Source organism: Gardnerella sp. DNF00571G (assembly GCF_049262695.1).
GTDB lineage: Bacteria > Actinomycetota > Actinomycetes > Actinomycetales > Bifidobacteriaceae > Bifidobacterium > Bifidobacterium piotii.
Genome location: NZ_CP058396.1, coordinates 949,409 through 975,288, shown reverse-complemented (window position 1 = coordinate 975,288; position 25,880 = coordinate 949,409). Strand labels below are relative to the sequence as shown.

At 41.7% G+C, this 25,880-nt stretch carries 19 protein-coding genes; 16 read left to right on the top strand and 3 right to left on the bottom strand.

Features of this window, described 5'->3' with window-relative positions; genetic code table 11:
• Window positions 1-11 precede the first annotated feature (11 nt).
• The 3 genes from HXT30_RS04060 (at window position 12) to HXT30_RS04050 (ending at window position 3,160) form a co-directional block, all read left to right on the top strand.
• Window positions 12-935 (top strand): ABC transporter substrate-binding protein, encoded by a 924-nt coding sequence (locus HXT30_RS04060; protein ID WP_004122192.1) that lies wholly within the window; start codon window positions 12-14, stop codon window positions 933-935.
• Window positions 936-1,043: 108 nt separating this feature from the next.
• On the top strand, window positions 1,044-2,273 hold the full coding sequence (locus tag HXT30_RS04055; protein ID WP_422111355.1) for a phosphotransferase enzyme family protein: 1,230 nt from the start codon (window positions 1,044-1,046) through the stop codon (window positions 2,271-2,273).
• Between the two features lie 92 nt (window positions 2,274-2,365).
• Window positions 2,366-3,160, top strand: coding sequence for an isoprenyl transferase (locus HXT30_RS04050; protein ID WP_248899302.1), 795 nt, complete (start codon window positions 2,366-2,368; stop codon window positions 3,158-3,160).
• A gap of 31 nt (window positions 3,161-3,191) precedes the next feature.
• On the opposite strand, the gene HXT30_RS04045 is transcribed toward HXT30_RS04050, so the two are convergent.
• The gene (locus HXT30_RS04045) at window positions 3,192-3,578 is read right to left on the bottom strand and encodes an MTH1187 family thiamine-binding protein (RefSeq protein WP_004132604.1); all 387 of its coding nucleotides are present in this window, start codon (window positions 3,576-3,578) and stop codon (window positions 3,192-3,194) included.
• 185 nt (window positions 3,579-3,763) lie between these two features.
• Here HXT30_RS04045 and HXT30_RS04040 point away from each other — a divergent pair, with 185 nt between their 5' ends.
• From HXT30_RS04040 to HXT30_RS03980, 13 genes are all read left to right on the top strand, one after another.
• On the top strand, window positions 3,764-5,284 hold the full coding sequence (locus tag HXT30_RS04040) for a glycine--tRNA ligase (RefSeq protein ID WP_016635707.1): 1,521 nt from the start codon (window positions 3,764-3,766) through the stop codon (window positions 5,282-5,284).
• A gap of 94 nt (window positions 5,285-5,378) precedes the next feature.
• Window positions 5,379-6,533, top strand: coding sequence for a tRNA dihydrouridine synthase DusB (gene dusB / locus HXT30_RS04035; protein ID WP_020973342.1), 1,155 nt, complete (start codon window positions 5,379-5,381; stop codon window positions 6,531-6,533).
• Window positions 6,534-6,762: 229 nt separating this feature from the next.
• Window positions 6,763-7,971, top strand: coding sequence for a cell division protein FtsZ (ftsZ, locus tag HXT30_RS04030; RefSeq protein ID WP_128831823.1), 1,209 nt, complete (start codon window positions 6,763-6,765; stop codon window positions 7,969-7,971).
• A gap of 24 nt (window positions 7,972-7,995) precedes the next feature.
• Complete coding sequence (locus tag HXT30_RS04025) at window positions 7,996-8,460, top strand: cell division protein SepF (RefSeq protein ID WP_422111354.1); 465 nt, start codon at window positions 7,996-7,998, stop codon at window positions 8,458-8,460.
• Between the two features lie 211 nt (window positions 8,461-8,671).
• Window positions 8,672-8,965: a YggT family protein gene (locus tag HXT30_RS04020; protein WP_422111353.1), complete on the top strand. Its 294-nt coding sequence runs from the start codon at window positions 8,672-8,674 to the stop codon at window positions 8,963-8,965.
• Between the two features lie 273 nt (window positions 8,966-9,238).
• The gene (locus HXT30_RS04015; RefSeq protein ID WP_016787380.1) at window positions 9,239-10,552 is read left to right on the top strand and encodes a DivIVA domain-containing protein; all 1,314 of its coding nucleotides are present in this window, start codon (window positions 9,239-9,241) and stop codon (window positions 10,550-10,552) included.
• A gap of 68 nt (window positions 10,553-10,620) precedes the next feature.
• A complete protein-coding gene (locus HXT30_RS04010) occupies window positions 10,621-11,115 on the top strand; it encodes a signal peptidase II (RefSeq protein WP_415701892.1) in 495 nt (164 codons plus the stop codon).
• Complete coding sequence (locus HXT30_RS04005; RefSeq protein ID WP_422111352.1) at window positions 11,108-12,076, top strand: RluA family pseudouridine synthase; 969 nt, start codon at window positions 11,108-11,110, stop codon at window positions 12,074-12,076. Before HXT30_RS04010 ends, HXT30_RS04005 begins: the two co-directional genes overlap by 8 nt.
• A 52-nt stretch (window positions 12,077-12,128) precedes the next feature.
• Window positions 12,129-15,689 (top strand): DNA polymerase III subunit alpha, encoded by a 3,561-nt coding sequence (gene dnaE, locus HXT30_RS04000; protein WP_422111351.1) that lies wholly within the window; start codon window positions 12,129-12,131, stop codon window positions 15,687-15,689.
• A 136-nt stretch (window positions 15,690-15,825) separates the two neighbouring features.
• A complete protein-coding gene (locus HXT30_RS03995) occupies window positions 15,826-16,515 on the top strand; it encodes a hypothetical protein (protein WP_422111350.1) in 690 nt (229 codons plus the stop codon).
• Between the two features lie 177 nt (window positions 16,516-16,692).
• Entirely contained in the window at window positions 16,693-18,030 is a 1,338-nt protein-coding gene (gene glnA / locus HXT30_RS03990; RefSeq protein WP_004132594.1) for a type I glutamate--ammonia ligase, read from the top strand.
• 432 nt (window positions 18,031-18,462) lie between these two features.
• Window positions 18,463-19,419 (top strand): nucleoside hydrolase, encoded by a 957-nt coding sequence (locus HXT30_RS03985; protein WP_422111349.1) that lies wholly within the window; start codon window positions 18,463-18,465, stop codon window positions 19,417-19,419.
• A gap of 110 nt (window positions 19,420-19,529) precedes the next feature.
• Window positions 19,530-20,933: an MFS transporter gene (locus HXT30_RS03980; RefSeq protein WP_016827368.1), complete on the top strand. Its 1,404-nt coding sequence runs from the start codon at window positions 19,530-19,532 to the stop codon at window positions 20,931-20,933.
• Window positions 20,934-21,028: 95 nt separating this feature from the next.
• Here the strand turns inward: HXT30_RS03980 and hrpA are convergent, their stop codons facing one another.
• Both hrpA and HXT30_RS03970 read right to left on the bottom strand, forming a co-directional pair.
• Window positions 21,029-25,102, bottom strand: a complete 4,074-nt coding sequence (gene hrpA / locus HXT30_RS03975) for an ATP-dependent RNA helicase HrpA (protein ID WP_422111348.1) — start codon at window positions 25,100-25,102, stop codon at window positions 21,029-21,031.
• Window positions 25,103-25,110: 8 nt separating this feature from the next.
• On the bottom strand, window positions 25,111-25,812 hold the full coding sequence (locus HXT30_RS03970) for a class I SAM-dependent methyltransferase (RefSeq protein WP_016808737.1): 702 nt from the start codon (window positions 25,810-25,812) through the stop codon (window positions 25,111-25,113).
• Window positions 25,813-25,880: the final 68 nt, after the last annotated feature.

Below are 25,880 nucleotides of genomic sequence, written 5' to 3'. Positions count from 1 at the left end.
AAGGAGTTAATATGCTAAGAGTACGTCTTGAATATGTGCATCCATGGACGAATCACGCAGGTATGTATCTTGCAAGAAAGCGCGGATTGTACGCACAATACGGATTAGATGTAGAGTTTACAAGCACAGATACGGAGCGCGGAGATGTTCCAGCATGCTTGGAGCGCGGAGAAGTAGACATAGCTCTTGTTCGCTTAAATCAGCTTTTGGCTCATCAAAATGGTGCAAATAAGCTAACGTCATTTGCTGTAATGAATCAATCGCAAATTGGTGGAATCATAACAAATAAGAACACGGGTATTACGCGATTCAAAGATCTAGAAGGAAAGCGCGTAGTAATCCCTATGGGTGTTAAGCGCTTATACACGGAGCTTCAGCAGGCGGTTGCTGCCGACGGAGGCGACTTTAGCAAGCTGATTACAATTGACCCAGGCCCATGGGAGCCAGACATTCGAGCTGTAGAACGCGGAATGTGCGATGCATTCATTAACGTTGCTTGGTGGGAGCCATACCAGGGGTCGCTTCCATTTGACCAAGTTGTTGTTCTTCCATTTGATTCTATTGGCGTAGCTCCGCATCATTCTTACTATGTTTGCGCTCGCCAAGAGATGATTGAGCGAAATCCGCAATTAATACGCAACTTTGCAAGTGCAACAGTTAAGGGCTATGAGCTTGCAGGAAAAGACCCGCAGGCTGGCGTTGATGCTTTGCAAAATGCGCTTTGCCATATTAGCCCAGAGGCTTTGCGCGCCTCGCTAGACGAAGTGATTCCGTCTTGGTACGACAAGAATGGTCGTTGGGGTACAGCAGACATGGCTTTGGTGGAAAACTACACTCGTTGGATGGGTGAAAATGGCCATTTGAGCGTGCCTCTTGATTGCGCGCTAAAGAGCCTAGAAAGCGGATGCGTAACAAACGAGTATTTGCCAGAATAGTCGGTCAGCATGTGCTTGAATCGCAAGCATAATAACGATTGCAAACGCAATTACAATCGCAAATAAATATCACAATTCAATGAACCTGTGGCAATAATTGGAGCGAATATGGAAAACGAAAGCAACGACCCTCAACTAGATATTGTTGCTCAAAGATGGGCAAATGTTGATTTAGATGAGGCAAATATTGTGTGTTCTCTTTTAGAGGATCCGCTAGAAGCTGATTGCGTTTTAAGCCATAGTTTGCGCCCGATGGCTGCAGGTTCATTGATTCGTGCGCATTACAAAGATGATTCGCCAAAAAAATCGCAAAATTTAGACGTTTATATTAAAAGATGCAGCACAAAAGTTAGGCAAGCAAGCACAATTAGGCCGTATCATCGTTTTGCTGAGCATCTTTTACAAAACAAAATAAGCACTCCAAAATACTTGTATTTTAATAAAAATAGCGAGACTTTAGGTTTAGAAAAGAATACTTCTGGCGATATTTGTGGCGATATTTACGTAGACGGCACTCTTCTTGTAATAGGTGATTGCGCTTACGAAGTGACTTTAAAAGCTAGCGGAGAAGATAGATACAAAGACGCGTACACTTGGGATCCTCCTAAAACGTGTGAAGAAGCCAAAAATCTTGGAGTAATGATGGCAAAAATCGCCTTAGCTTCGCAAAGTTTTGACGAGCCAAATTCTAAGGAAATCAACGCTTTTCAATCAAGATTTAGTCTTTGTGCAAGCGAAGATGTGCAAAATGATGCAAAAGTTTGGTTGGAAAATAGACCCGATTTAGCGAAATTCTTAAAAGAGCAGAATCGTGATTTTGTAAAAGATTTAAGTGAATTTGCTCCAACATGCAAAAAAATTTACGATTTGGGGTATGCGAATCTAAAAAAGCAGTGGACTCATGGAGATCCGCATATATCTAATTTTATGTGGGAAGGTAGCGCTCCAAGCGCAGTATTTGACTTTGGAATGGCGTATAAAAACACAGCAATCTACGATTTGGCAATGACTTTAGAACGTAACACAATTCAATGGGTAGATATTGCGAATGGCAAAAAAGATTCATTTAGAACGGACTTAGTTAAGTCAATTTTGCAAGGATATGCTAGCGTTCGACCGTTAACATATATTGAAAAAGAGCTGCTTCCGCTTGTTTTATCTGTAAGTCAAATCGAGCAATGCGTAGAATTTGTAGACTATTACTTAAAGTCAAATGGATCTTACGATTTTAAGATTTGGGGCTACGATACTGGATTCTTAGAGCATGCTAGATGGTACAAATCTTGCTTTGGGAAAAGATATTTGAATTATCTAACAGAAGTTTTGCAAAAAATATAGCGGACTTTTTAGTGTGCTTTTTAGTGTGCTCTTTAGTCAATCTTTGCAAAACGCTTTAGCTATTCGTTCAATGGGGTTGTTAGATTTTAACTATGAGTTTTGAAAACGTTGACTACACTTCGTTAAATATTCCAGCAGCTCCATTTAGTGATACTAGCCGTGTGCCAGATTTCCCTAAAGGTAAAGTTCCTCGCCATGTAGGCGTGATTATGGACGGCAATGGCAGATGGGCCAAAGAGCGCGGAATGATTCGCACCGAAGGGCATAAAGCGGCGGAACCAGTGGTTTTTGACACTATTGCAGGAGCCATAGAAGCAGGTGTTCGCTACTTGAGCTTGTACACGTTTTCTACAGAAAATTGGAAAAGATCTCCTCAAGAAGTGCATTTTTTGATGGGATTTTCTAGAGATATTATTCACCGCAGAGTTGCGCAAATGAACGAGTGGGGAGTGCGCGTGCGCTGGGCTGGAAGACGGCCGAAATTGTGGAAGTCTGTTATTGACGAGTTGGAAAAAGCTCAAGAGATTACAAAAAATAACACTACGATTGACGTTGTTTTTTGCTTAAACTATGGTGGTCGCGCGGAAATCGCAGACGCTTGCGCGGCAATTGCTAGGGAAGTTAAAAGCGGCAAAATTAAGGGCGATCGCATTAGTGAGAAGATGATTGCAGAACATTTGTATAATCCAGATATTCCAGATTGCGATCTTGTGATTCGCACTTCGGGAGAGCAGCGCACAAGCAACTTTTTGCCTTGGCAAGCGTCTTATGCGGAGCTTGATTTTGTGCCAGAACTTTTCCCAGATTATGGTCGCGAAGCGTTGTGGAGGTCAATCGACCGTTATGCGCATCGCGACCGCAGATTTGGTGGCGTAAAAACCGCTTAAAACAGTTAAAACGCTTTAAGTTTATTTAAGCTTACTTGTTTTCGCGTTCTTCAAGAATCTTGTCTACAAGAGCAGCTTTTGCGTCTATTTGGCCGCTAAAACCAGGACGAATGTCTAGTTTTAATATAACGCCTGTGCGGTAGCCTTTTTCAACAAGAACCATAGTTGCATCTTTTACAACGCGCATAACGTCGTCGAATTCACCTTCGATGTTTGTAAACATTGCGTTTGTTTCGTTTTTTAATCCAGAATCACGAATCACTTTAACGCAATCTGCTACGTATTCGCTAAGTTCTTCGCCAACTCCGCTAGGAGCAATGCATAATGCTGCAACTGTATTAGTTTTGTGGGAATTTTTGTTATTGCAAGTATCGCAAGTCTTGTTATCGTTAGTCTTTTCAACATTGTTTTCGCTCATTTTAGATCCTTTCAAAATGCAAATGTGTGTTCAAAATTATGCTTACACTTTATTGTATTCGCTTAGCTTATATATGTTGCCTTATACGTTTATGTAGCTTTATACGTTTCTATTAGCGTCACAGGGTTTTTCTATAATAAACACCGTTTCACCCGAATTTTCTAGATTTACGAAAAAGGTGTATTGTGGCTGTTTCAAAACTTGATGAAGTTGTGTCGCTGGCTAAGCGTCGTGGATTTGTGTTCCCAGCTGGAGAGATTTACGGCGGAACTCGCTCCGCGTGGGATTATGGCCCTTTGGGCGTTGCATTAAAAGATAATATTAAGCGCGAATGGTGGCGTTATATGGTCACTACTCGTGGCGATGTTGTTGGCGTAGATACGTCTGTTATTTTGCCTTCTCAAGTTTGGGTTGCGTCTGGTCACGTTTCTGTATTCAATGATCCTCTTATTGAGTGCTTGAATTGCCATAAGCGCCATCGTGCAGATAAGTTGGAAGAGTCTTATGCCGAAAAGCATGGCGACAAGATGCCAGAGAATGGCTTAAAAGACATTGCTTGCCCAGATTGTGGTACTCGCGGAAATTGGACGGAGCCTCGCGATTTTAACATGATGCTTCGCACGCATTTGGGGCCAGTAGAAGACGAAAACAGCTTGCATTACTTGCGACCAGAAACAGCGCAGGGTATTTTCGTTGATTTTAAGAACGTTATGACTTCTACGCGTCAAAAGCCGCCATTTGGCATTGCAAACATTGGTAAGTCTTTCCGTAACGAGATTACGCCTGGAAACTTCATCTTCCGCACTCGCGAGTTTGAGCAGATGGAAATGGAGTTCTTTGTAGAGCCTGGAACCGATGAAGCTTGGCATCAGTATTGGATTGATACTCGCGTAAATTGGTATGTTGATTTGGGCGTAAAGCCAGAGAATTTGCGCATGTATGAGCATCCTAAAGAGAAGCTAAGCCATTATTCCAAGCGCACTGTAGATATTGAATACAAATTCGGATTCCAAGGATCTGACTGGGGAGAGCTTGAAGGCATTGCAAACCGTACCGACTACGATTTGTCTGCTCATGCTAAGCATTCTGGCGAGGATTTGAGCTACTTTAACCAGGCAACTGGCGAAAAGTACGTGCCTTACGTTATTGAGCCTGCTGCTGGCCTTACGCGCTCGCTTATGGCGTTCTTGGTTGATGCTTACGACGTTGACGAGGCTCCAAACACTAAGGGTGGAGTGGATAAGCGCACTGTTCTTAGACTTGACCCTCGTTTGGCTCCTGTTAAGGCTGCTGTTTTGCCATTGAGCAAGAAGCCAGAATTACAATCGGTTGCTCAAGATTTGGCTGCGGATTTGCGCCAGCATGATTGGGTTATTGACTACGATGAGGCTGGCGCTATTGGCCGCCGCTATCGCCGCGAAGACGAGATTGGTACTCCTTTGTGCGTAACAGTTGACTTCGACACTTTGGAAGATCACGCTGTTACAATTCGCGAGCGCGACACTATGCAACAAGAGCGTGTTTCCTTAGACAAGGTTGCAGATTACGTAGCAAGCCGCATTAATGAAAAGCGCGTTAAGTATCCGCAAGGTCCTGTAGAGATTGTTGGCACGCGTGCTGCAGATGGCGGTGTGGATGTTTCTAAGGAAGGCGGCGTTGACGAGTCGCAGCCTGTAAAGATTGCTCAAGCTGGCGGATTGTACTAATAAGTATTTAGTAAAAAGTCGCTAGTAAAAAGTCGCATAAAATTGCTAGCAAAATCGATAGCAAAAATATTAAAGTGAACGGAGTTAAAGCAATATGGATTTTTCTATTAAACCAGTAGATTTAGGGAAAATTCATATTGCAACTCCTGTTGTTTTATCTCCAATGGCTGGTATTACTAACTGGCCTTTTCGCGTGATTTGCCGAGAGTACGGGCCAGATGGCTTGTATGTTGCAGAAATGATTACTGCACGCGCACTAGTTGCAAGAAATCCAAAAGCCTTGCGTTTATGCCGTTTTGCGCCTAGTGAAAAAGTGCGTTCTTTGCAACTTTACGGAGTAGATCCTTTAATTGTGGAGCAAGCTGCTCGAATTGTTGTTGACGAAAATATGGCAGATCACGTTGACTTAAACTTTGGCTGCCCAGTTCCTAAAGTCACAAGGCGTGGTGGTGGTTCTGCTCTTCCTTGGAAAACAGATTTGCTTCAAGAGATTTTGCATCGCGTTGTAAGCGTGTGTAATCCAGCGGGAATCCCAGTTACAGCTAAATTCCGCGTTGGAATTGACGAAGATCACGAGACTTTTATGCAAGCTGGCCATATTGCGCAAGAAGAGGGATGTGCGGCTGTCACTTTGCATGCGCGTACGACTGCAGAATATTATGGTGGCCATTCCGATTGGAGCCGTATTAGCGAGCTTGTAGAGGCTTTAGATATTCCTGTTTTTGGCAATGGCGATATTTGGGGCGCGGATGACGCTCTTGCAATGTTTAAAGAAACAGGGTGTGCAGGCGTTGCAATTGGTAGAGGCTGCCAGGGGCGTCCTTGGATTTTTGCTGATATTCGTTCTGCTTGCAATGGCAGCGATAATCGCGTTAATCCAAGTCTTGGCGAAGTTTGCAAGGTGATTTTAAGGCATTTGGAGCTTCTTGTTGATTTTTATGATGGCGATGAGCGAATGGCAGTTCATGACTTGCGAAAGCATATTGCGTGGTATTTGAAAGGCTTCCCAGTTGGAGGAGGAACTCGCAAAAGCTTTATGGAATGCGAGTCTATTGATGACGTTCAACGCAATATTGATGCGTTAGATTCGTCACTTAAGCTTCCTGAGCAGATTTTAGACACGCCGCGTGGTCGAGTTCGTTTTGCTAAAAAAGTTCATTTGCCATATGGCTGGTTGGATTCAAGAATTACTACTAGCGATGAGCGCAAAGAGCTTTTTGGCAATGATCCAATGGATGCCAGCTACTAGCGTTTTTCTAGAGTTTTCTAGGGTTTTGTGGCTGTTAAAAATGGCCTCTAAACTATTGCTTAATGTTCCAAACTTTTGTTGATAAAACGCCTTGAATATTTGCGTATAGCACGGTGTATTATCGAATCGGTGACATTTTTTAAGTTTTTATTTGTAAAACGTCGCCATTATCGAGCGTTTTGCGCTAAAGTATTGCGTAAAACGTGCGTGTGAGTGACAGGAGACAACGGTGAGCGAGATTGCCCAGACTGACAATTTCAACGACAAAACCATAATCAAGGTAGTCGGCGTCGGTGGAGCCGGTGGTAACGCCGTCAACCGAATGATCACCGAGGGTTTGCAGAACGTAGAATTCGTAGCTATCAACACTGATGCTAAGGATTTGTTGCGTTCCGACGCTGATGTAAAGATTTCATTATCTGATGCTTCAAGTCGTGGTCTCGGTGCTGGTGCTGATCCAGAAAAGGGTGCAAAAGCTGCACAAGATCATCAATCCGACATTGAAGAAGCATTAAAGGGCGCCGATATGGTGTTCGTAACTTGCGGCGAGGGCGGTGGAACTGGTACAGGTGCAAGCCCAATAGTTGCGCGAGCTGCACACCAGCAGGGTGCTTTAACAATCGCAGTAGTTACGCGTCCTTTCGGGTTTGAAGGCCCTCAGCGTGCTGCATCGGCAAAACTTGGTATTGAAAATCTTCGTAAAGAAGTCGATGCTTTGATTGTTATTCCAAACGATCGTTTGTTGGAAATTTCAGATCGAACTATCGGAATTATTGAAGCTTTTAAGACGGCAGATACCGCATTGCTTGCAGGCGTGCAAGGTATTACCGATTTGATTACCATGAATTCTTATATTCATGTTGATTTTTCGGACGTTACCGCCGTTTTGCGTGGTGCGGGAACCGCGCTGTTTGGAATTGGCGCTGCAAAGGGAGAAGACAGAGCTACTCAAGCTGCTGAAATTGCTATTAGCTCCCCATTGCTTGAAGAGAGCATTGAAGGCGCTCACGGTGCTTTGATTAATATTGCAGGTCCAAGCGATTTGAAGTTGCAAGAAGCAAGCGCTGCAACAGAACTTGTTCGCAAGGCAATTCATCCAGAAGCCCAGATTATTTGGGGTCTTTCTTTGGACGATTCTTACGGAGACGAAGTTCGCGTTACGGTTATTGCAGCTGGTTTTGATTCCCACCCTAAGGTGGAAGACGATAAGGCTGGTGCTTTTGTAGATATGCAAGCAGGAGTTGATTCTGTTGCCCCAGCTCAGTCAACAACTCCAGTCGCATCTCCTGCAAAGCCTGTTGTTGCTGAAGAATCTTCGCATCCTGTTTCTTCCATGTTTGATTCTGTTGCACCAAGCCAGAATTATCAAGCATCGGCTTCTAAAGATAAGCCTCAAGACGAACCAGACGAATTGGATATTCCTGATTTTCTACGTTAAGCATAGCGATAGGAGGGCAGCTTAATGGCTGGCTTTATGAAGAACATGATGTCTTACGTAGGCATGAGTGATGTTCAAGACGACGATGATTTCGTTGATTCTCAAGCGCAAGAAACTTCGTTTGACAACGATCGCAACGTTGCTCCTATAAGTCTGCATAATTCAGAATCGCAGTTGGGTAATGGCACTTCTTCTCGTGCTGGAGCAGTCCGCATGAGTCGCATTACAACGATTCATCCAAAGTCTTATGACGATGCTCAATTAGTTGGGCGTGCGTTAAGAGATGGAACTCCAGTTGTTTTGAATCTTACTGGTGTTAGTGAATCTGTTGCGTATCGCATTGTTGACTTTTCTGCTGGAGTTGTGTTTGGTGTTCGTGGGTCTATTGAGCGAGTAACGCCAAGAGTGTTTCTTCTAAGTCCTTCGCAAGTAAACATAAAGGTTGAAGACGCTCCTAATGGCGGTTCTGCTAGAGAATTGTTCTCGTAAAGATACAAGCTTAGTAGCAAAGACCGCTTATAGCATTTGCTTTATGCGTTATTTAGATTTAAGGCAGAGTCTCTTTGAGATTTCTGCCTTAAATTATCTAATATCAATTATCGAATAAAAATTATCTAATAACAAAAATCTTCTTAACTTTTATTGTGATGATTGTTTACTTGTGAAAGTTTTAAGAAAGTTTATTTACGGAAGTGAGTTTATGATTTTTAACAGCTTAATATTAATCATTAATCTTTTTCTAAGCGCATACTTAACAGTTCTATTTATTCGCGCAATTTTAGACTGGATTCCAATCGTATTCCATTCATTTAGTCCAAATGCGATTGTTAGAAAATTTGCTCAAATCGTATATTATTTAACGGAACCGCTTTTAAGATTTGCGCGTAGATTCATACCACCCGTAAGGCTTAGTAACATAAGTTTAGACGTAAGTTTTATGGTTGTTTACTTTTTGATAATTGTTTTACAAGTGATTTTATCTATGATTTATTAAGATTTTTGTTTTATTAAGACTTTAAGAATGTTTACTATACGCGCGAAATCGCCACTATTCTTAAATGATATTCGTATTATTATCTATTAATCACATTATTTACTAAACATTTACTAAACGTAAGTCTTCATAATAAAAATAAGTCTGAATAATAAAATATTGGCAGATTTCGTAAAAAATAATTACTTTTTACACAATTTTTTCTATGGACGTGATAGCATCGAAGAGATATATCAAAAGGGCTGCGCGCCCAAAAGTGAGGTGTAATGCATTATGGCTCTGTTAACGCCTAAAGACATTCGCGAGCATACCTTCCAAATCGTTAGATTTAAGGGAGGCTATGACGTTGACGAAGTTGATGACTTTTTAGATCAGGTTACAGAAACAATCGAAGCGCTTGGTCAGCAGGCCGTGCAAGGACTCGGGGCTTCTACGCAGTCTCTTGGCGCTGATGTTGCTAGCTTAAACAATAAGATTGCAGACTTAACAAATCAGGTTGAATCTTTAACTAAAGAAAATAATGATTTGCGAGAAGCATCCAGCAATGCAAGCAAGAGTGATAACGATCTTGCAGCAAAGCTTAAGGAAGCGGAAGAAAACAACCGTGCATTGAGCGAGCAAAATCAGCAGCTTAAGGAGCAACTGGATGGATTGGGTGCTCAAGTGGATCAGCTTACCGCTCAAGCTGCAAATGCAGATAATGCTAAGGCAGACGCTGATAAGAAGATTCAAGAAGAGCTTGAAAACGTTACGCGCGAGCGCGATGACTTCCGTGCAAGCAGCGAAAACTTGGGTCGTGAGCTAGAAGAGGTTCGCCAGCAGCTTGTTGTAACTCAGCAAGAAAATGCTAAGGTTCAAGATCTTAACAAGCAGCTCGAGGAATCGCATAAGCGAGAAGAACAGCTTCGCGAGCAAGTTTCTAAGATGGAACCAAGCACAGAAACTGGTAGCTTGCAAAAGATTGCAGGCGCGGGTGCGGAAGCTCAGGGCTCGGAGCCAGAGCGTGCTACTGCTATGTTGACTCTTGCAATGCAATTGCACGATCAATACGTAGACAAGGGCAAGGCAAAGGCTCAGCAGATTGTTGAAGAAAGCCAGGCACGCTATAACGAGATAATTGCCAAGGCAGACGAATACTCTGGTCGCACGCACAGCGAGGCTGACGAATACAATAAGCAAACTCGCGGGGATGCGGATGATTATTCGGTGCGTACTCGCGGAGATGCCGATGCTTATGCGGCTCGTGCTCACAACGAGGCAGACGCTTACTCGGGCAAGGTTCGTCAAGCTGCGGATGACTACTCCAAGCAAACTCACGATCAAGCTGATCAATACGAAGCAGAAGTTCAGCACAGAGCTGCGGATTACGATTCCACTACTCGCACTTCTGCAGACGCGTATGCTCGCCAAGTACGTGAGAATCTCGAGAAGCAAACTAAGGTTATTGAAGGAAACATTCAAAGCCTTAAGCAGTTTGAAACTGAGTATCGTACTCGCTTGACCGACTTCTTGGGTCAGCTTGTTGCTCAAGTTTCCGACGAAAACACGTATACATCTATGGAAAATCAAGATAAGCAGGATAAGTAGTATTTACTAGTATTTAGTAGTATTTACTAAATCCCTTTAGATTGGAAAATACATTGACGCATATTTATGTGCGTGTAGAACGGCTGCGTAATCGCGCAGCCGTTTTTGCACTGATTGCTTTTATTGGCGTGGTTTTAGACCGAGTAACCAAAATTTGGGCTTTAGCAGCGCTTAGTGGTGGAAAAAACATTGAGATTCTTCCACACTTGCTCTCTTTTACTCTTGTTAGGAATCCTGGAGCATCTTTTGGCTTAGGCTCTTCTTTTACTTGGGTTATTAGCGTGTTAGCTTGCGCTGCTTGCGGTGCTATGACTGCTGTTATTAAGCACACGAAATCCTTATATTGGACTATTGCGCTTGCTTTAGCTTTTGCTGGAGCTTTTGGAAATCTTATTGATAGAGCGCAATATGCTCAGGGCTTTTTGAACGGAAAAGTCGTAGATTTTATAAACTACGGATGGTCCGTTGGAAATGTTGCAGATATTGAGCTTATGTTTGCAGGAATCGCAGTTATATGCCTTATTTTGATTGGGATTCCTCTTATAGAGCGCGCTGATGAGTGATATTCGTTTTACAGTTACGAGTCAATTTGCAGGATGTAGGTTCGACGTATGTTTGTCGAAGCTTATGGGAGTATCGCGTGCAAACGCAATATCGCTAATCGATAGTGGCAAAGCAAAAATCTTAAATAGAAAGTCGCAAAAATCATCTATTTTGCAAGAATCAGATGTGATTGTTGTAAATAAAGAAGACGATTGTGCTTGTGATTGTGCTTGCGATTGTGCTAGTGCTCGCGATTCTTCCAGTAATGCTCAAAGTAAGCCTTCTATATGCGATTTGGAAATCGTATATAACGATGACGATGTTGTAGTAATAAACAAGCCTGTTTCTGTTGCGTCTCACGCAGCAAAAGGGTGGAACGGGCCTACTGTTCCAGAATGTCTAGAAGACGCTGGGATTAAAATAAACACAACGCTTTGCGACGAATCACGCAAAGGAATCGTAAGCAGGTTAGACGTTGGAACAAGCGGCCTTATGCTCGTTTGCAAAACGGATTTTGCGTACGAAAAGATGAAGCAGCAATTTGCTAGTCATAGTGTTAAAAAAACTTATACGGCATTAGTGCAAGGAAATTTGGAGCAAAACAAAGCGACTATTGAAGCTCCGATTGGAAGGTCAAAAGTATCTGACTTTAGGTTTACTGTAACCAAAAATGGCAAACCAGCTGTAACACATTGGGATGTTTTGGAGCGCTTTGGAATTGCAACTTTAGTTAGCGTAAATTTAGAGACGGGTAGAACTCACCAAATACGCGTGCATTTTTCTTCGATTGGTCATCCATTAGTGGCGGATAAAATGTATGGAGCAAACCCAAAACTCGCAGAAAAACTAGAGTTACAACGCCAATGGCTTCACTCAACTAAGCTAGAATTTAAGCATCCTAGAACAGGAAAATTAGTTAAGCTTGAATCGAAGTATCCGCTAGATTTGCAACACGCTTTACAAGCCGTGCGACAATTATAAAAGCGAGCATATTTAGCAAAACAGGTCATATTGCATCTATAAAATAGCAAGCATGACTAGGCCAGAAACAAACTTTGTACATTTGCATAACCACACGCATTATTCGCTTTTGGATGGTGCTTCAAAGATACCAGACCTAGTAGCGAGTGCAAAAGAATTGGGTATGCCAGCTATTGCTATTACAGACCACGGCAATATGCATGGCGCGTACGAGATGTGGAGCACGGCTGTAAAAGCTGGGATTAAGCCGATTATTGGAATCGAAGCTTATGTGACTCCAGAAACAGCCAGACAAGACAAAAGCCGAGTTCATTGGGGAACGGACGCGCAAAGAAGCGACGATGTTTCTGGCGGTGGTTTGATTACTCACATGACAATGTGGGCCGAAAATGATGAAGGCTTAACAAATTTGCTTAAAGCATCGTCTATAGCCAATTTGGAAGGTCTCGTTATGCGATATCCTCGAATGGATAAAGATGTGCTTTCAACGTATTCTAAAGGTGTTATAGCGTCTTCTGGATGTCCGTCTGGAATTATTCAAACGCGTCTTCGTTTGGGTCAATTTGATGAGGCTTTACGCGCTGCAGGTGAGTTCCAAGATATTTTTGGTCGAGATAATTTCTTTATTGAGCTTATGAATCACGGGCTTTCTATTGAAACACGCGTTACAAAAGATTTGCTTGAGATTGCTAAAAAGTTGAATGCTCCTCTTCTTGCTACTAACGACTTGCACTATGTGCACGAAGAAGATAGAGAAGCGCAAGATGCAATGCTTTGCATTAATTCTGGATCTCGCTTAGATGATCCAAATCGTTTTAAGTTTGACGGTTCTGGCTATTATTTGAAGTCTGCTGAGCAAATGCGTGAGCTTTTTAAGGAGTTTCCAGAAGCTTGCGATAATACGCTTGAGATTGCGCGCCGTTGCAATGTTATGTTTGATGACGGCGAAGATGGCGCTTTTATGCCGCAATTTGATTGTCCTAAAGGGTGGGATGAGACTTCGCTATTCCTTAAAAAAGTTGAAGAGGGTTTGGAACGCAGATACAACAACAATGTTCCAATGGAAGTCTTAAAACAAGCAGACTACGAGTGTGGCGTTATATGCCAAATGCAATTTTGTGGCTACTTTTTAGTTGTTGCAGACTATATTAATTGGGCAAAAGAGCACGGGGTTATGGTTGGCCCTGGACGAGGAAGCGCTGCAGGAGCAATGGTGGCTTATGCAATGGGCATTACAGAGCTTGACCCAATGAAGCATGGTTTGATTTTTGAACGATTCTTAAATCCGGAGCGCGTGTCTTTGCCAGATATTGACGTTGACTTTGACCCAGAAGGTAGAGCCAAAGTTTTGGAATACGTTGGCGAAAAATATGGAAAAGACAAAGTAGCGCAATGCGTGATTTATGGCACGATTAAAACTAAGCAAGCTCTTAAAGATGCTGCTCGAATAATGGGTTATGAGTTTTCTGTTGGAGAAAAAATTACAAAGATTTTGCCTCCTGCAAAAAATGGCAAAGATATGAGCTTGCATGAAATTTTTGACGAAAAGTCAAAGAGATACGCGGAGGCTCGTGAGTTCCGTGAGATGTACAAGGATGACCCAGATACAAAGCTAATTACAGAAGAAGCAAAGGGTATTGAAGGCTTGATTCGCCAAACGGGTGTGCATGCTTGTGCAACGATTATGGGTTCGGAGCCTATTACAGATACGTCTCCTCTTTTGGAGCGCACTGATGGCACAATTACAACAACTTTTGAGTATCACACTTGCGAAACTCTTGGCCTAGTTAAGATGGATTTTTTGGGTCTTTCTAACTTAACTGTTATTAGGGATACTATTCGAAATGTTGAGAATAATCGTCATACAAAAATTGATTATACGAAAATACCTTTAGACGATAAAGAAACTTACAAACTTCTTGCAAGAGGAGATACTTTAGGAGTTTTCCAGCTTGATTCCGACGGTATGCGTGCGCTTCTTCGCACTCTAAAACCAGATAACTTTAACGATATTTCTGCTTTGATTGCGCTTTATAGGCCAGGTCCTATGGATATGGATTCCCATACAAACTACGCTAAGCGCAAGAACGGTTTGCAAAAGATTACGCCTATTCACCCCGAAGTTGCAGAGCCGCTAAAAGATGTTTTAGGCGAAACTTATGGTTTGATTGTGTACCAAGAGCAGGTGCAATCTGCTGCGCGTATTTTAGCAGGGTATAGCCTTGGCAAGGCAGATGTTTTGCGTAGAGCTATGGGTAAAAAGAAGCCAGAAGTGTTGGCTAAAGAGAAAATCCCGTTCTTTAAAGGTATGCAAGAGCATGGGTATTCTAAAGAAGCTGCTCAAGCTGTGTGGGATGTTTTAGTTCCATTCTCTGGTTACGCGTTTAATAAAGCTCATTCTGCTGCATACGGTTTGATTTCATATTGGACTGCTTACTTAAAAACGCATTACCCGATTGAATTTATGGCTGCGTTACTCCAAAACGAACGTACGAATAAAGATAAGACTGCACTGTATTTGGGTGAAGCAAGGCGCATGGGAATTCGCATTTTACCTCCTGATGTTAATGAATCAGTATTAGAGTATTCTGCTGTAGGCAATGTTGTGCGATTCGGTCTTGGAGCAATTAGAAACGTTGGAGATAAAGCTGTAAAAGATATTATTGCTGAACGTGAATCTTCTAGAGGACGTTTTGTGAATTTCAAAGATTTCGTTAAAAGAGTTTCTTTCGATGCTCTTAACAGAAGGCTTGTTGAATCTTTGATTAAAGCTGGAGCTTTCGATTCTATTGATCCTAATAGGCGTGCTATTTGGGAAATTTGTGGACAAGCGATAGATTCCGTAATACCTATTAAGCGTAGGCAATTGGAAGGTCAGTTTGATTTATTCTCTAGTATTGATGAAGATAATACAGATAATCTGTCTTTAGGCGATGCTGAAATAAATGTTCCTGATGTAGAAGAATGGGATAAAAAAACAAAGCTAAACTTTGAGCGTGAGATGCTTGGACTTTATGTTTCTGATCATCCTTTGAGCGGTCTTTCTGCTGTTTTAAGTAGCTTGAGTGATATGAGTATTGCTGAATTGATTGATAAAGCAAAAACTATGAATGATCGCACTAAAGTGACTTTAGCTGGTCTGATTACTGGTGTAGATAGACGTGTTTCTAAACAAGGTAATGCGTGGGCAATAATCACATTGGAAGATATGGAAAGTTCCATACAATGTATGTTTTTCAGCAAAGCATACGAAGCTGCTGCAAATGATTTTGCGATTGATCAAGTAGCTCAAATTCGAGGTGAAGTTGAGGTTCGCGATGAAACAGTTTCTTTGCGTGGTAAATATTTTGAAATACCTTCTTTGGAATCTATAGATTCAAGACCTCTTAATATTGTTCTTCCTAATATGAGTATCGATAAATCTAAATTAGACAAGTTGAGTTCTATATTATGTGAGCATCCTGGGTGTTGCGAGGTAAGACTTGCTTTGATTGACTCTAAGGGGCGCGCAAAAGTCTTAGCTTTTGGAGATAGATTTAGAGTTAAGCGAGATATGTCACTTTTTGCAGAGCTAAAAATATTGTTTGGCCCAGCTTGTTTGCCAGGCGCCTAAAATAAGTGCCTAAGATAAGCTAATCGCGTAGAATATTCTTAGAGTGTTTTAGAGTGATTTTAAGCGTTTTAAGAAGTGGTAAAGATAAGTAAAGATAAGTAAAAATAAGGCTTTTTGATTTAGAAGGTAAAAAGATATGTGTGAAAATAACGACGATTTGAATAAAAGCAATAACGTTAGTGATAATAATGGCGTTAATGGCAATAATGGCGTTGGCTACAATGATTCCAACGATGTTCGTACTTCTTTTACCGATAAAGAGCTGGAAGATGCATTGCTTGGTTTTGAAAAAGAGTTTAGCGAAGAGCAAAATCGTGATTCAATCGATGATGCTGTAAAAAAGATTGAGCAAGCAGATTTTGAAGAAGATTTGCAAGGTTTGCTTGGAAAAAAGGCAAAGTGCGCGCTGTTCTTAACAGCTATAGAGCCAGGAGAGCTTCTTGCATCTTTTTGCAAAATGGCTGGAGTTAATGCGGATTGTTTTAACGACGAAAATGGTGGAGTCGCAGTTTTACGCGATTTAGACGAAGACAATCCAGAAAAATCAGTTAAAAAATTTACCGACTATTTTCGTGGAATGCCTGCTGTTCTAATGGTAAATCGCGCTAATAAGATTGATGCAAAAGTTTATGAATATAATCGAGGCGTTTTAGACGTTGTTCCTCCTATGATTCTTGCAATGGCTGCTAGATGTGTTGAAGACCTTATGATTTGTTACTCAAGTGTTAAAGATCTTAAAGAATCTGGGATTGAAGTTACAAGTACAGATGATTTAAGCGATGATCAAGCCAAAGAGATTTTTTATAAATATGGCAAAAAGATGTAATACACGTTAAGTAGATTGCTACTAGATTGCTACATTAAAAATAAGTAAATTCATGCTCATAAAACTAAATAAAAGTGAAAAGTAAGAGATAATATAATAATTAATCTCTTAAATATTAGTTAAAGAGTATGAGAGAAAAACACATAGTTACACACTTAAATTGATTGGACTGTAGATATGGATAGACAGCAAGAATTCGCTTTGCGTACAGTTGAAGAGCGTGACGTTCGTTTTATTCGACTATGGTTCACGGATGTTCTTGGAACTCTTAAATCGGTTGCTATTGCTCCAGCAGAGCTTGAAGCTGCGTTTGAAGAGGGTATTGGCTTCGATGGTTCTGCGATTGAAGGTATGACTCGCGTTTTAGAAGACGACATGATTGTTAAGCCAGATCCTTCGACTTTCCAACTTTTGCCATGGCATGGCGGTCCAGAAGGTACGGCGCGCATGTTTTGCGACGTTCTAACGCCAGATGGGGAGCCGTCTCTTGGAGATCCGCGTCATGTTCTTAAAACTGCGCTCGCAAAAGCTAAAGAAAAAGGCTTTACTTTTTACGTTCATCCAGAAATTGAGTTTTACTTATTTGAAGCGCAAGACGATTGGTCTAAAACACCTGTTCCTATTGATGAAGGCGGGTATTTTGACCACGTTCCAAGAAGTTCGGCAATGGACTTTCGTCGTAGTGCTGTGAGCATGCTTGAACAGATGGGTATTTCTGTTGAGTATTCTCACCACGAAGGCGGTCCTGGTCAAAATGAGATTGACTTAAGATATGCAGACGCTCTTACTACTGCAGATAACATTATGACTTTCCGCACTGTTGTTAAGGAGATTTCTCTTGAGCGCGGAATGTATGCGAGCTTTATGCCTAAGCCGCTAACTGACCAGCCTGGTTCTGGTATGCACACGCATTTAAGCCTGTTTGAAGGAGATTCCAACGCTTTCTACGAGGCTGGCCAAGAGTTTAATATGTCGCTTATTGCGCGCCAATTTGCGGCTGGTATTTTGCATCATGCTGCAGAAATTTGCGCTGTTACAGATCAATACGTCAATTCTTACAAGCGCTTGTGGGGTGGGGCGGAGGCTCCTAGCTATGTTTGCTGGGGTCATAGCAACCGTTCTGCGCTTTTGCGTGTGCCGCAATATAAGCCTGGCAAAGGTAATTCTTGCAGAATGGAGTTTCGCGCGCTCGACCCTGTTGCGAATCCGTATCTTGCATACTCTGTTTTGTTGGCTGCTGGCTTAGATGGCATCGAAAAGCAAATGACTTTGTGCGATCCTACTAGCGACGACGTTTGGGAGCTTACGGATGCTGAACGTCAAGCTATGGGCATTCAGCCTCTTCCTGAGTCTTTGGATGAAGCTTTGAAGATTATGGAGAAGTCTGATTTTGTGGCTAGCGTACTCGGCGAGCATGCGTTTGAATACTTCTTGCGCAATAAGCACAAAGAGTGGGAAGAGTATCGTCGCCAAGTAACGCCTTACGAGCTAGAGAAATACTTGCCTAGACTGTAGGTTTTGCAACGTATTTGCGAATTTAGTTTGTGTTGGCTATTAAAATCGCGCGATGTGCTGTGGCGGCGTGTCGCGCGATTTATTTTTAGGTTTTTCTTTGATTATTTTTTAACATTTTTCGCAAAATTTTTTCATATTGTTATATCTGAATGTTTATGTTTGAATGCTAGTTTCTAAGCATAATTTAAACGTTTGTTTATTTAATTTAACTTTTGTTGGCAATTGAAACATTTTATAACAAAAATCGCAAACTATTGCACAATAAAGAAACAATGATATATCTAAAATTATCCAATTGTAATGTTGATTTTCAAAATTATGATAATAGAATTTTTGCTTGGTTGCATTTGAATAATTTTGAAAATATTCGCGCAATCCATGATTTACAACGACTGTAAAATCATGCCAAATACACAAAGGGAGGTAACTCAAGTGAAGAAGCTGATTCTTGATCTTGATACTGGTGTTGACGATACTCTCGCTATATCTTATGCTCTTGGAAGCCCAGAAATGGAGCTTATTGGCATAACTGGCACGTATGGTAATGTTTTAATGGAGCAAGGTGTTCGTAACGCGCTTGCAATCACAGATTTACTTGGGCATCCAGAAGTAAAAGTTTATAAAGGTCTTTCACACGCAAGCACAAAAGATTCGTTTGAAGTGCTTCCAATATCTGCTTTTATTCATGGTGACAATGGAATTGGCGATGTTGAAATTCCAGATTCTCCTCGCAAAGCAGAAGATGAATCCGCTGTTGATTTCATTATTGATTCCGTAAAGAAATATGGCAAGGACTTAGTGTATGTTCCAACTGGTCCAATGACCAATATTGCTGCTGCATTGAAGAAAGCTCCAGAAATCAAAGACGAAATCGGAAAGATTGTTCTTATGGGCGGAGCGCTTACCATTCATGGAAACGTAAACGCTTGGACCGAAGCGAATATATCTCAAGACCCAGATGCTGCAGATGTACTATTCCGCTCTGGTGCTCCAGTAACAATGATTGGTTTGGATGTTACTTTACAGACTTTGCTTACCTACAAGGAGACAAAGCAATGGCGTGATCTTAACACCAAGGCTGGCAAGTTCCTTGCAGATATGACTGATTTTTACATCAAAGCTTATGAAACAACGGCTCCACACCTTGGCGGATGCGGTTTGCATGATCCTTTGGCAGTGGCTGTAGCTGTGGATCCAACACTTGTTACAACGCTTCCAATCAATATGCAAGTTGATGTTGAAGGCCCAACTCGTGGACGCACAATTGGTGATGTTACGCGCTTGAATGACCCTGTTAAGACAATGCAAGTTGCTGTTGGTGTTGATGTTCCACGATTCTTGAACGAGTTTATGACGCGTATTTCTGGCTTGGCAAAAATCGCTGGCTGAGATCATATTGTTGGCGTTGTGCAACATTTTGCGACCTTCTACGCTTCTTGTTGCACAACATGCTTTATGCGTAAATGTAAAAATTAAAAATATTTATTGATCGGATTATTATGACTGAAATTGCAAAATCTACTGCGGTAGATCCATACGAGGATCCAAAAACCCGCGACAAAGTGGCGATTTACTCGCTAATTTTACTTCTTATAACCTTTATTCTTGGAACATTGTGTTTGCAAGGATTTAATCTTGTATTCGACCAGATTGGCAAGGCTGTTGGTGCCCCTGATCAAGCTTCGCTTATTACAAGCTTGCCAATTATTGTTCTAGGTATCGTGTGCTTTATATACGGTTCTCTAGGTGACTTTGTTTCTCTTCGCAGACTTATAACAATCGGTCTTGTAACACTGTTTGTTGGTTCCTTGTTTGGTTTTATTGCAAACTTCTTCTTCACTCCAAACTTGTGGACTGTTATTATTGCTCGCATTATGCAAACTGCTGGTGAACAGGTAGCAGGTTCTTCCTTCCTTGTTATTGCAACTAAGTATTTGCGCAATGATTTGAAAGTTATTTTCTTTGGACTCTTTACTGCCGCATATCAGCTTTCTGCTTCTATCGGCGTATTTGCTGCTGGTCTTTTAAGCTCTATCGCTTGGCAATATTTGTTCCTTATTCCTGCAGTAACCATTCTATTCCTGCCAGTACTCGTTAAATGCTTACCGACTAAGAACGGTATTGGTGGAAAGATTGATAAACTCGGCTTTACCATATTCGGTATTGCTGTGACATTGTTGACTTTGTTCTTCTCGTACAAGGCATGGGGATTGTTGCTTGGATCCATCGTGCTGTTTGTTGTGTTTGCTGGATACATTATGAAGGCAAAGAACCCGTTTGTAACTCCTGCATTCTTTAAGAATAAGCGTTGGCTTTCGGGCATTGTTTTGATATTCATCTTCTACTTTACAAACTACTGCATGCCTCCAATTTACAATGTAATTGGCGGTGCTTTATACAAGATGAATACTTCTCAGGTTTCTTCTTACCTTGTATGGGCATTCGTAGTAGCAGCAGTGTTTGGCACTTGCTCTGGAACAATTATCGGTTTCATTGGACGTAAAGCTGGTATTATTACAGCTGCTGTTCTTATGATTCTTGGATGGGTTGGTGCTGCTGTATTCATCAATTCTGGGTTCCTTACATTAACACTGTGCGCATGCGTTTACTACGCTGGGTGCGGACTTATGTATTCGCCAATCGTTTCTACTGTTCTTAGCGCATTGCCTGTTGAAGAGTCTGGTCGTGGCTGCGGTATGAACGATTTGGTTATGAATGTTACAGCATCAATCGGTATTTCTATTTTCAGCGGATTCTTTGCTGGAAATCTGTTCAAAGGATTCTCCTTTGCGAATATTCAAGGATTAGCTGCAGGCTATTCTAACTTGCTTATGATGGGCGCTATTGTAGCCTTCATAGGTTTGGTGGTTTACATAGTTCGTAGCGTTATGGTTAAAGAGTAATTATTATTTACTCAATATGTTAGTGGTCACTATCTTGCAGTCATCTTTGGCTGCGTGGATAGTGACCACTTTTGTATTATTTTGCTTTTGTGCTATCAAATCTTTTTCATACGCTGAATACTAATTGGGTATGCTGTTCCAAGCTCTTGCGCCCAAAGAGAAACGTAGAATTCTTCGCACATCCACTTTAGTTTTTGCGCCTTTTCTTGAGCCTCATCTCTATTAGGCCCTGCAGGCAAGCTTTCTGCTCTCTTTTGAGCTTCTAACACAAGCTTATGAGCTTCATCTGCCTGCCAAGCCCATTGAACATCTCGATTTTTGTCTAACTTAGCTTTGTTAAGTCGAATCAAATCCGCATGTAAGTAGCGCTCTATTGAACTAAGTGCGCCAGAATCTGCTTTTGCAATAAATCCAGGAAAAACAAGCGAAGATGCATGTTCTTTAATCGATTGAAGAACACTAAGCATTGGCAAGTCGGCTTTGCCGCTAACAGCAGACTCGACTTTAGCAAATCGCTCCAAAATGGCAATAACACTGTGTGCAACGCTATAAACCGTGTCTTCGTAAACTTCGGCAATATTGCCAACGGCTTCTTTAAGTTCAACATCGTTAGTAATTTTTTGTGTATTTGGTATAAGGCGCTTAATAGCTGCCATTTGCAAATCTTGAGCCAAATCTTTAGAAGATTTATAAGGTGCAGAAGCAAGTAGCAAAGCCTCGCTGCCGAGCCATCTAGATGTAATGCGCTTATCGTCTAAAATAAGCATGTTAAGCGCGCCTTGCCAAACCATTTGAGATCTAGAAAGATTAGTTGCTCCAGACTTGTGTAACAAATCTGCTCTCTCAACAACATTTCCAGCTTGTGCAGCTTTAATCGCTTTGCTATTAACAACATTTAATGCACACTCTTGAGCTGATTTTGCAAAGCGATGCTGAAGGCTTATTAGCGACTTATCTGTTCCTAAAACAGTAGGCTTAATGCGCTTGTTGCTTTGATTATGCGAATTGTTTTGATTAGGTTTGTTTTTATTAGTTTTGTTTTGCTCAACGCTAAAAGTTACGCGCAAATAAGGAGATAGTCGTTGTAGCTGATCTTCGCTTAAAACTTCTGGGTGGATTTGTGCTCCAACAACATTAATCGCAGCTTTAGTAAAGACTTCGCTAAAGTCTTGCCAAATAAAATCTTCTTGTGGATTCTCATTTATTCCTGGAAGATAATCGTAGTTTTCGTCAATCCACTCGCGGATTTTACGAGCAGTATCTGGAGCTGGCACGAATTGCACGCGCAAAGTCTTAGGAAGAGACTTAATCATGCCAATAATAAGCTCGTCTAATAAGCCTGGCACATTCCAAGTAAACTCTTGAGGCTTAAGTCGCAAAAGCGCATGAAGTGGAACGTGTACGGTTACGCCATCTAAAGGATTATGCGGATCGTAAATGTAGCTTAAGCGCAAATTAATTTTCTGGCCGTCTGTTCCAATCGTATGCCAAGTATCGGGGTAGTCTGCTAAATCAGTGTCATTTGCGTATTGCAAGCGCTCAACACAATCTGGGTTAAAATCAAGAAAATGTGGGTCTTGAAGCCTATAATTTTTCCACCATTTAGCCAAATCTGCAATGGTCGTAGCTTCTTGAGGAAGTTTATTATCGTAAAAAGTAAACAAATCCTCGTCGTTTACAGTTTCGCTTGCTTGCCTAGTGCGATTTGTTTGATTATCGGCATCGTTCAAAACGTTAATATTTGAGGAGATAAAATCGTTGAATGGAAAACGCTGTTGAACGTTTCCTTCGACTAAGCCTTGACGAATCATCAATATTCTAGATTCGTAAGGATTGATTTTAGACCATTGAACAGTGCGATTTTGCACAATAGGCAAGCCGTATAAAAGCACTTTCGATTGAGCAATTGCAGCACCTTTGCTTGCGCTCCAATGAGCATCTAAATATGTTACGCGAGTAAGGTTCTTAGCTAAAGACTCCGCCCAAGCAGGGTCTATTTGCGCGCAATACCTTGCCCAAAGTCTAGAAGTTTCAACTAATTCCGTACACATAATCCAAGAAGGAGTTGTTTTAGAAACAGATGAAGATGGGAAGATTGCAAACCTTGTGCTTCTAGCGCCTTGATAATCGTTTTTTGCCATTTTTTTAGCGCGCTTAATGGCACGAATTTTGGCTGTTCCGCGAAGTCCTGCAAAATCCGAAGCCTTAGGCTCGCGAATAACTTGCATGCCAATCATAGAAAGCAAGCCAGAAAGCATAGAAGCGTGGATTCCTTGATAATCCCAAGTGCAACAAAGACTGTGAGCTGCTTGTTGATTATTTGGCAATTGGCGTATTTGCAAAGACGCGCGTTTAATCGGCAGCGCTTCGCCAACATTATAATGAAGCTCCTTGCATAAATCTTTAAGCTGATTAACTAAATCTTTCCACTGTTTTAGGCGTAAAAAGTGGAAAAATTCCTCTTTGCAAAGTCGCCTTAGCGCGTTGTTGCTGATTTCGCCATCCGCCTGGAATATGCGATCCCAAATATTCAATGCTGTTAAAAAGTCGCTTAACTCGTCTGCATAACGATTGTGTAATCTATCGGCTTCCTCGCGCTTGTCTTCGGGGCGCTCGCGCGGATCTTGCAAACTCAAAAATGCAACAATCACAAGAATCGCAGCTAAAGTATTAGGCGTAGTGTTTCGCGCAGCTTCAATAATCATGCGTCCAAGGCGAATGTCAATTGGAATATGACTAAGCTCGCGGCCAATTCGAGTCAAGCTTATAACACCAGATTTTCTACTTATTGCACCAAGCTCACTAAGCTCGTTAAAACCGTCGCTTACAGCCTTAATATCTGGAGGATCAATGAATCCAAAATTCGTTATATCTTCGCCGGTTTTAGCAACACCAACAGAGAGCATGTGTAAAACAACAGCACCAAGTGAAGTGCGCAAAATCTCGGGATCGGTAAAGCGCGGGCGAGTATCGTAATCTTCCCTAGAATACAAGCGAATAGCAATGCCGTCTGCGATTCGCCCACAACGTCCAGAACGCTGATCCGCGCTTGCTTGAGAAATAGGTTCTATAGGAAGACGCTGAACTTTGGCAGACTTAGAATATCGCGAAATTCTAGCAAAACCAGGGTCTACAACGTAGCGAATATCAGGCACTGTAAGAGAAGTTTCTGCAACATTAGTGGCGATTACAATGCGCTGATGCGTGTGATGCTCAAAAACGCGATGCTGGTCTTTAGAAGAAAGACGTGCAAAAAGTGGAACAATCTCAATGGCGTCACTGCGATTCATGTCGCTTGTGCGCGCACCAAAATAAGAACGCAACGATGCTTCAAACTCGCGAATATCGCGCTCGCCAGAAGCAAAAACCATAATATCTCGCGCGCCTTGAGTGTGTGTTGAATGAATCACAAGTTGAGCGCATGCGCGAGTTACAGCAGAAGAAATGTCTTCATCGCAAATATCTTCTCGATTGCTTTCGTTAGATTGGCTTTGCGCAACGCTTTCATCGTCCATAGCAATATCTGCAAAACCTGGAACGTGCTTCATAAGCGAAGGTGCGCTTCCAAGCGGCTCGTAAAGTACGCGCACGGGGTATGTTCGCCCGGAAACCTCTATAACAGGAACTTTAATATGCAAAGCTTGCTCAAAATGGTCTTTGAACTTTGCAGAATCGATTGTTGCAGAAGTAATAATAAGCTTTAAGTCTTTGCGCTTTGGCAAAAGAGTTGTTAAATATCCAAGCAAAAAATCAATGTTTAGGCTGCGCTCGTGAGCTTCATCAATAATAATCGTGTCGTAGCGTGTAAGAAGTGGATCGCGCTGAATTTGAGCAAGCAGAATACCGTCTGTAACTATGCGAAGTTTTGTTTTAGATGAGCTTTCGTCGTTAAAGCGCACTTGGTAGCCGATTTCTTCGCCAAGCTTAACACCCATTTCGTAAGAGATTCGCTCTGCAACTGTGCGTGCAGCAAGCCTGCGAGGTTGCGTGTGAACAATTTGCTTTCCGCGACCGCCTCTGCCAAGTTCCAAAGCCATTTTTGGGATTTGAGTGGTTTTGCCAGAACCAGTTTGACCAGATACGATTACAACTTGCGACTCTTTAATAGCTTCAATAATCTGGTTGCGTGCGGAACAAATCGGCAGTTCACTAGGATAGTTGAATTTCATGTTCAATCCTATTTTCTTAAGACTTCTATAATCCTGTATCCCTTAGAGCTTGCGTATTTTTCAACGCTAAAATCTTCCCCAAGATTTTTAGAAAGCCAAGGGATTAAGGAGTCGGAGCCAAGATTTTTTTGAACAACTAAATAAGCAGCTCCACCAACTTTTAAGCGAGGAAGCCACGTGAGCAAAATATTGTGCAAAACGTCTTTTCCAACGCGGATTGGAGGATTAGACCAAATAAGATCAATGTTTTTAGATGAATCTTCTTTTAGCGCATCTTCTACAAGATAAGTGTGAATGTTATTTAATCCAGCATTCTTAGCGTTAATATTAGTAAGCTCTAGAGCGCGCTCGTTAACGTCTACAGCGTAAATTTGCGCATTAGGGGATTCAAAACCTAAAGCCAAGCTAATAGCGCCCCAGCCGCAACCGATGTCGAAAAATCGCCCATTTTCTGGGGGTTGTGGAGCGTGTTTAAGAAGAACTGCAGTTCCTAAATCAAGTTTAGAAGAGCTAAAAACTCCGTTAGAAACTTGCACGCTAACTTCTTTGCCTCGCAAATCAACTTGCAAAGTTCGTCTTAAGTCTAAAGAATTTGGATTAGCGGAAAAATACTGTTCGCCGCTAGTCTTAGATTCTTTAGCATTTTTGTTTGTTTTAGTAGCATTAATGCTGCTCGTCTTTTTAGTTTTATTAAAAGTGTTAATAGTCATTTTAGTGTTGGTTAAAAATTATGTCTTCTAGATTCACAATAATAAAACAAACGTTGTAAATCGCGTAT

Excerpts from the sequence above, each read along its gene's own strand:
- HXT30_RS04060 (WP_004122192.1), top strand. The coding sequence starts at position 12 with ATGCTAAGAGTACGTCTTGAATATGTGCATCCATGGACGAATCACGCA.
- HXT30_RS04055 (WP_422111355.1), top strand. The coding sequence starts at position 1,044 with ATGGAAAACGAAAGCAACGACCCTCAACTAGATATTGTTGCTCAAAGA.
- HXT30_RS04050 (WP_248899302.1), top strand. The coding sequence starts at position 2,366 with ATGAGTTTTGAAAACGTTGACTACACTTCGTTAAATATTCCAGCAGCT.
- HXT30_RS04045 (WP_004132604.1), bottom strand. The coding sequence starts at position 3,578 with ATGAGCGAAAACAATGTTGAAAAGACTAACGATAACAAGACTTGCGAT.
- dusB (WP_020973342.1), top strand. The coding sequence starts at position 5,379 with ATGGATTTTTCTATTAAACCAGTAGATTTAGGGAAAATTCATATTGCA.
- HXT30_RS04025 (WP_422111354.1), top strand. The coding sequence starts at position 7,996 with ATGGCTGGCTTTATGAAGAACATGATGTCTTACGTAGGCATGAGTGAT.
- HXT30_RS04020 (WP_422111353.1), top strand. The coding sequence starts at position 8,672 with ATGATTTTTAACAGCTTAATATTAATCATTAATCTTTTTCTAAGCGCA.
- HXT30_RS04015 (WP_016787380.1), top strand. The coding sequence starts at position 9,239 with ATGGCTCTGTTAACGCCTAAAGACATTCGCGAGCATACCTTCCAAATC.
- HXT30_RS04005 (WP_422111352.1), top strand. The coding sequence starts at position 11,108 with ATGAGTGATATTCGTTTTACAGTTACGAGTCAATTTGCAGGATGTAGG.
- dnaE (WP_422111351.1), top strand. The coding sequence starts at position 12,129 with ATGACTAGGCCAGAAACAAACTTTGTACATTTGCATAACCACACGCAT.
- HXT30_RS03995 (WP_422111350.1), top strand. The coding sequence starts at position 15,826 with ATGTGTGAAAATAACGACGATTTGAATAAAAGCAATAACGTTAGTGAT.
- glnA (WP_004132594.1), top strand. The coding sequence starts at position 16,693 with ATGGATAGACAGCAAGAATTCGCTTTGCGTACAGTTGAAGAGCGTGAC.
- HXT30_RS03980 (WP_016827368.1), top strand. The coding sequence starts at position 19,530 with ATGACTGAAATTGCAAAATCTACTGCGGTAGATCCATACGAGGATCCA.
- hrpA (WP_422111348.1), bottom strand. The coding sequence starts at position 25,102 with ATGAAATTCAACTATCCTAGTGAACTGCCGATTTGTTCCGCACGCAAC.
- HXT30_RS03970 (WP_016808737.1), bottom strand. The coding sequence starts at position 25,812 with ATGACTATTAACACTTTTAATAAAACTAAAAAGACGAGCAGCATTAAT.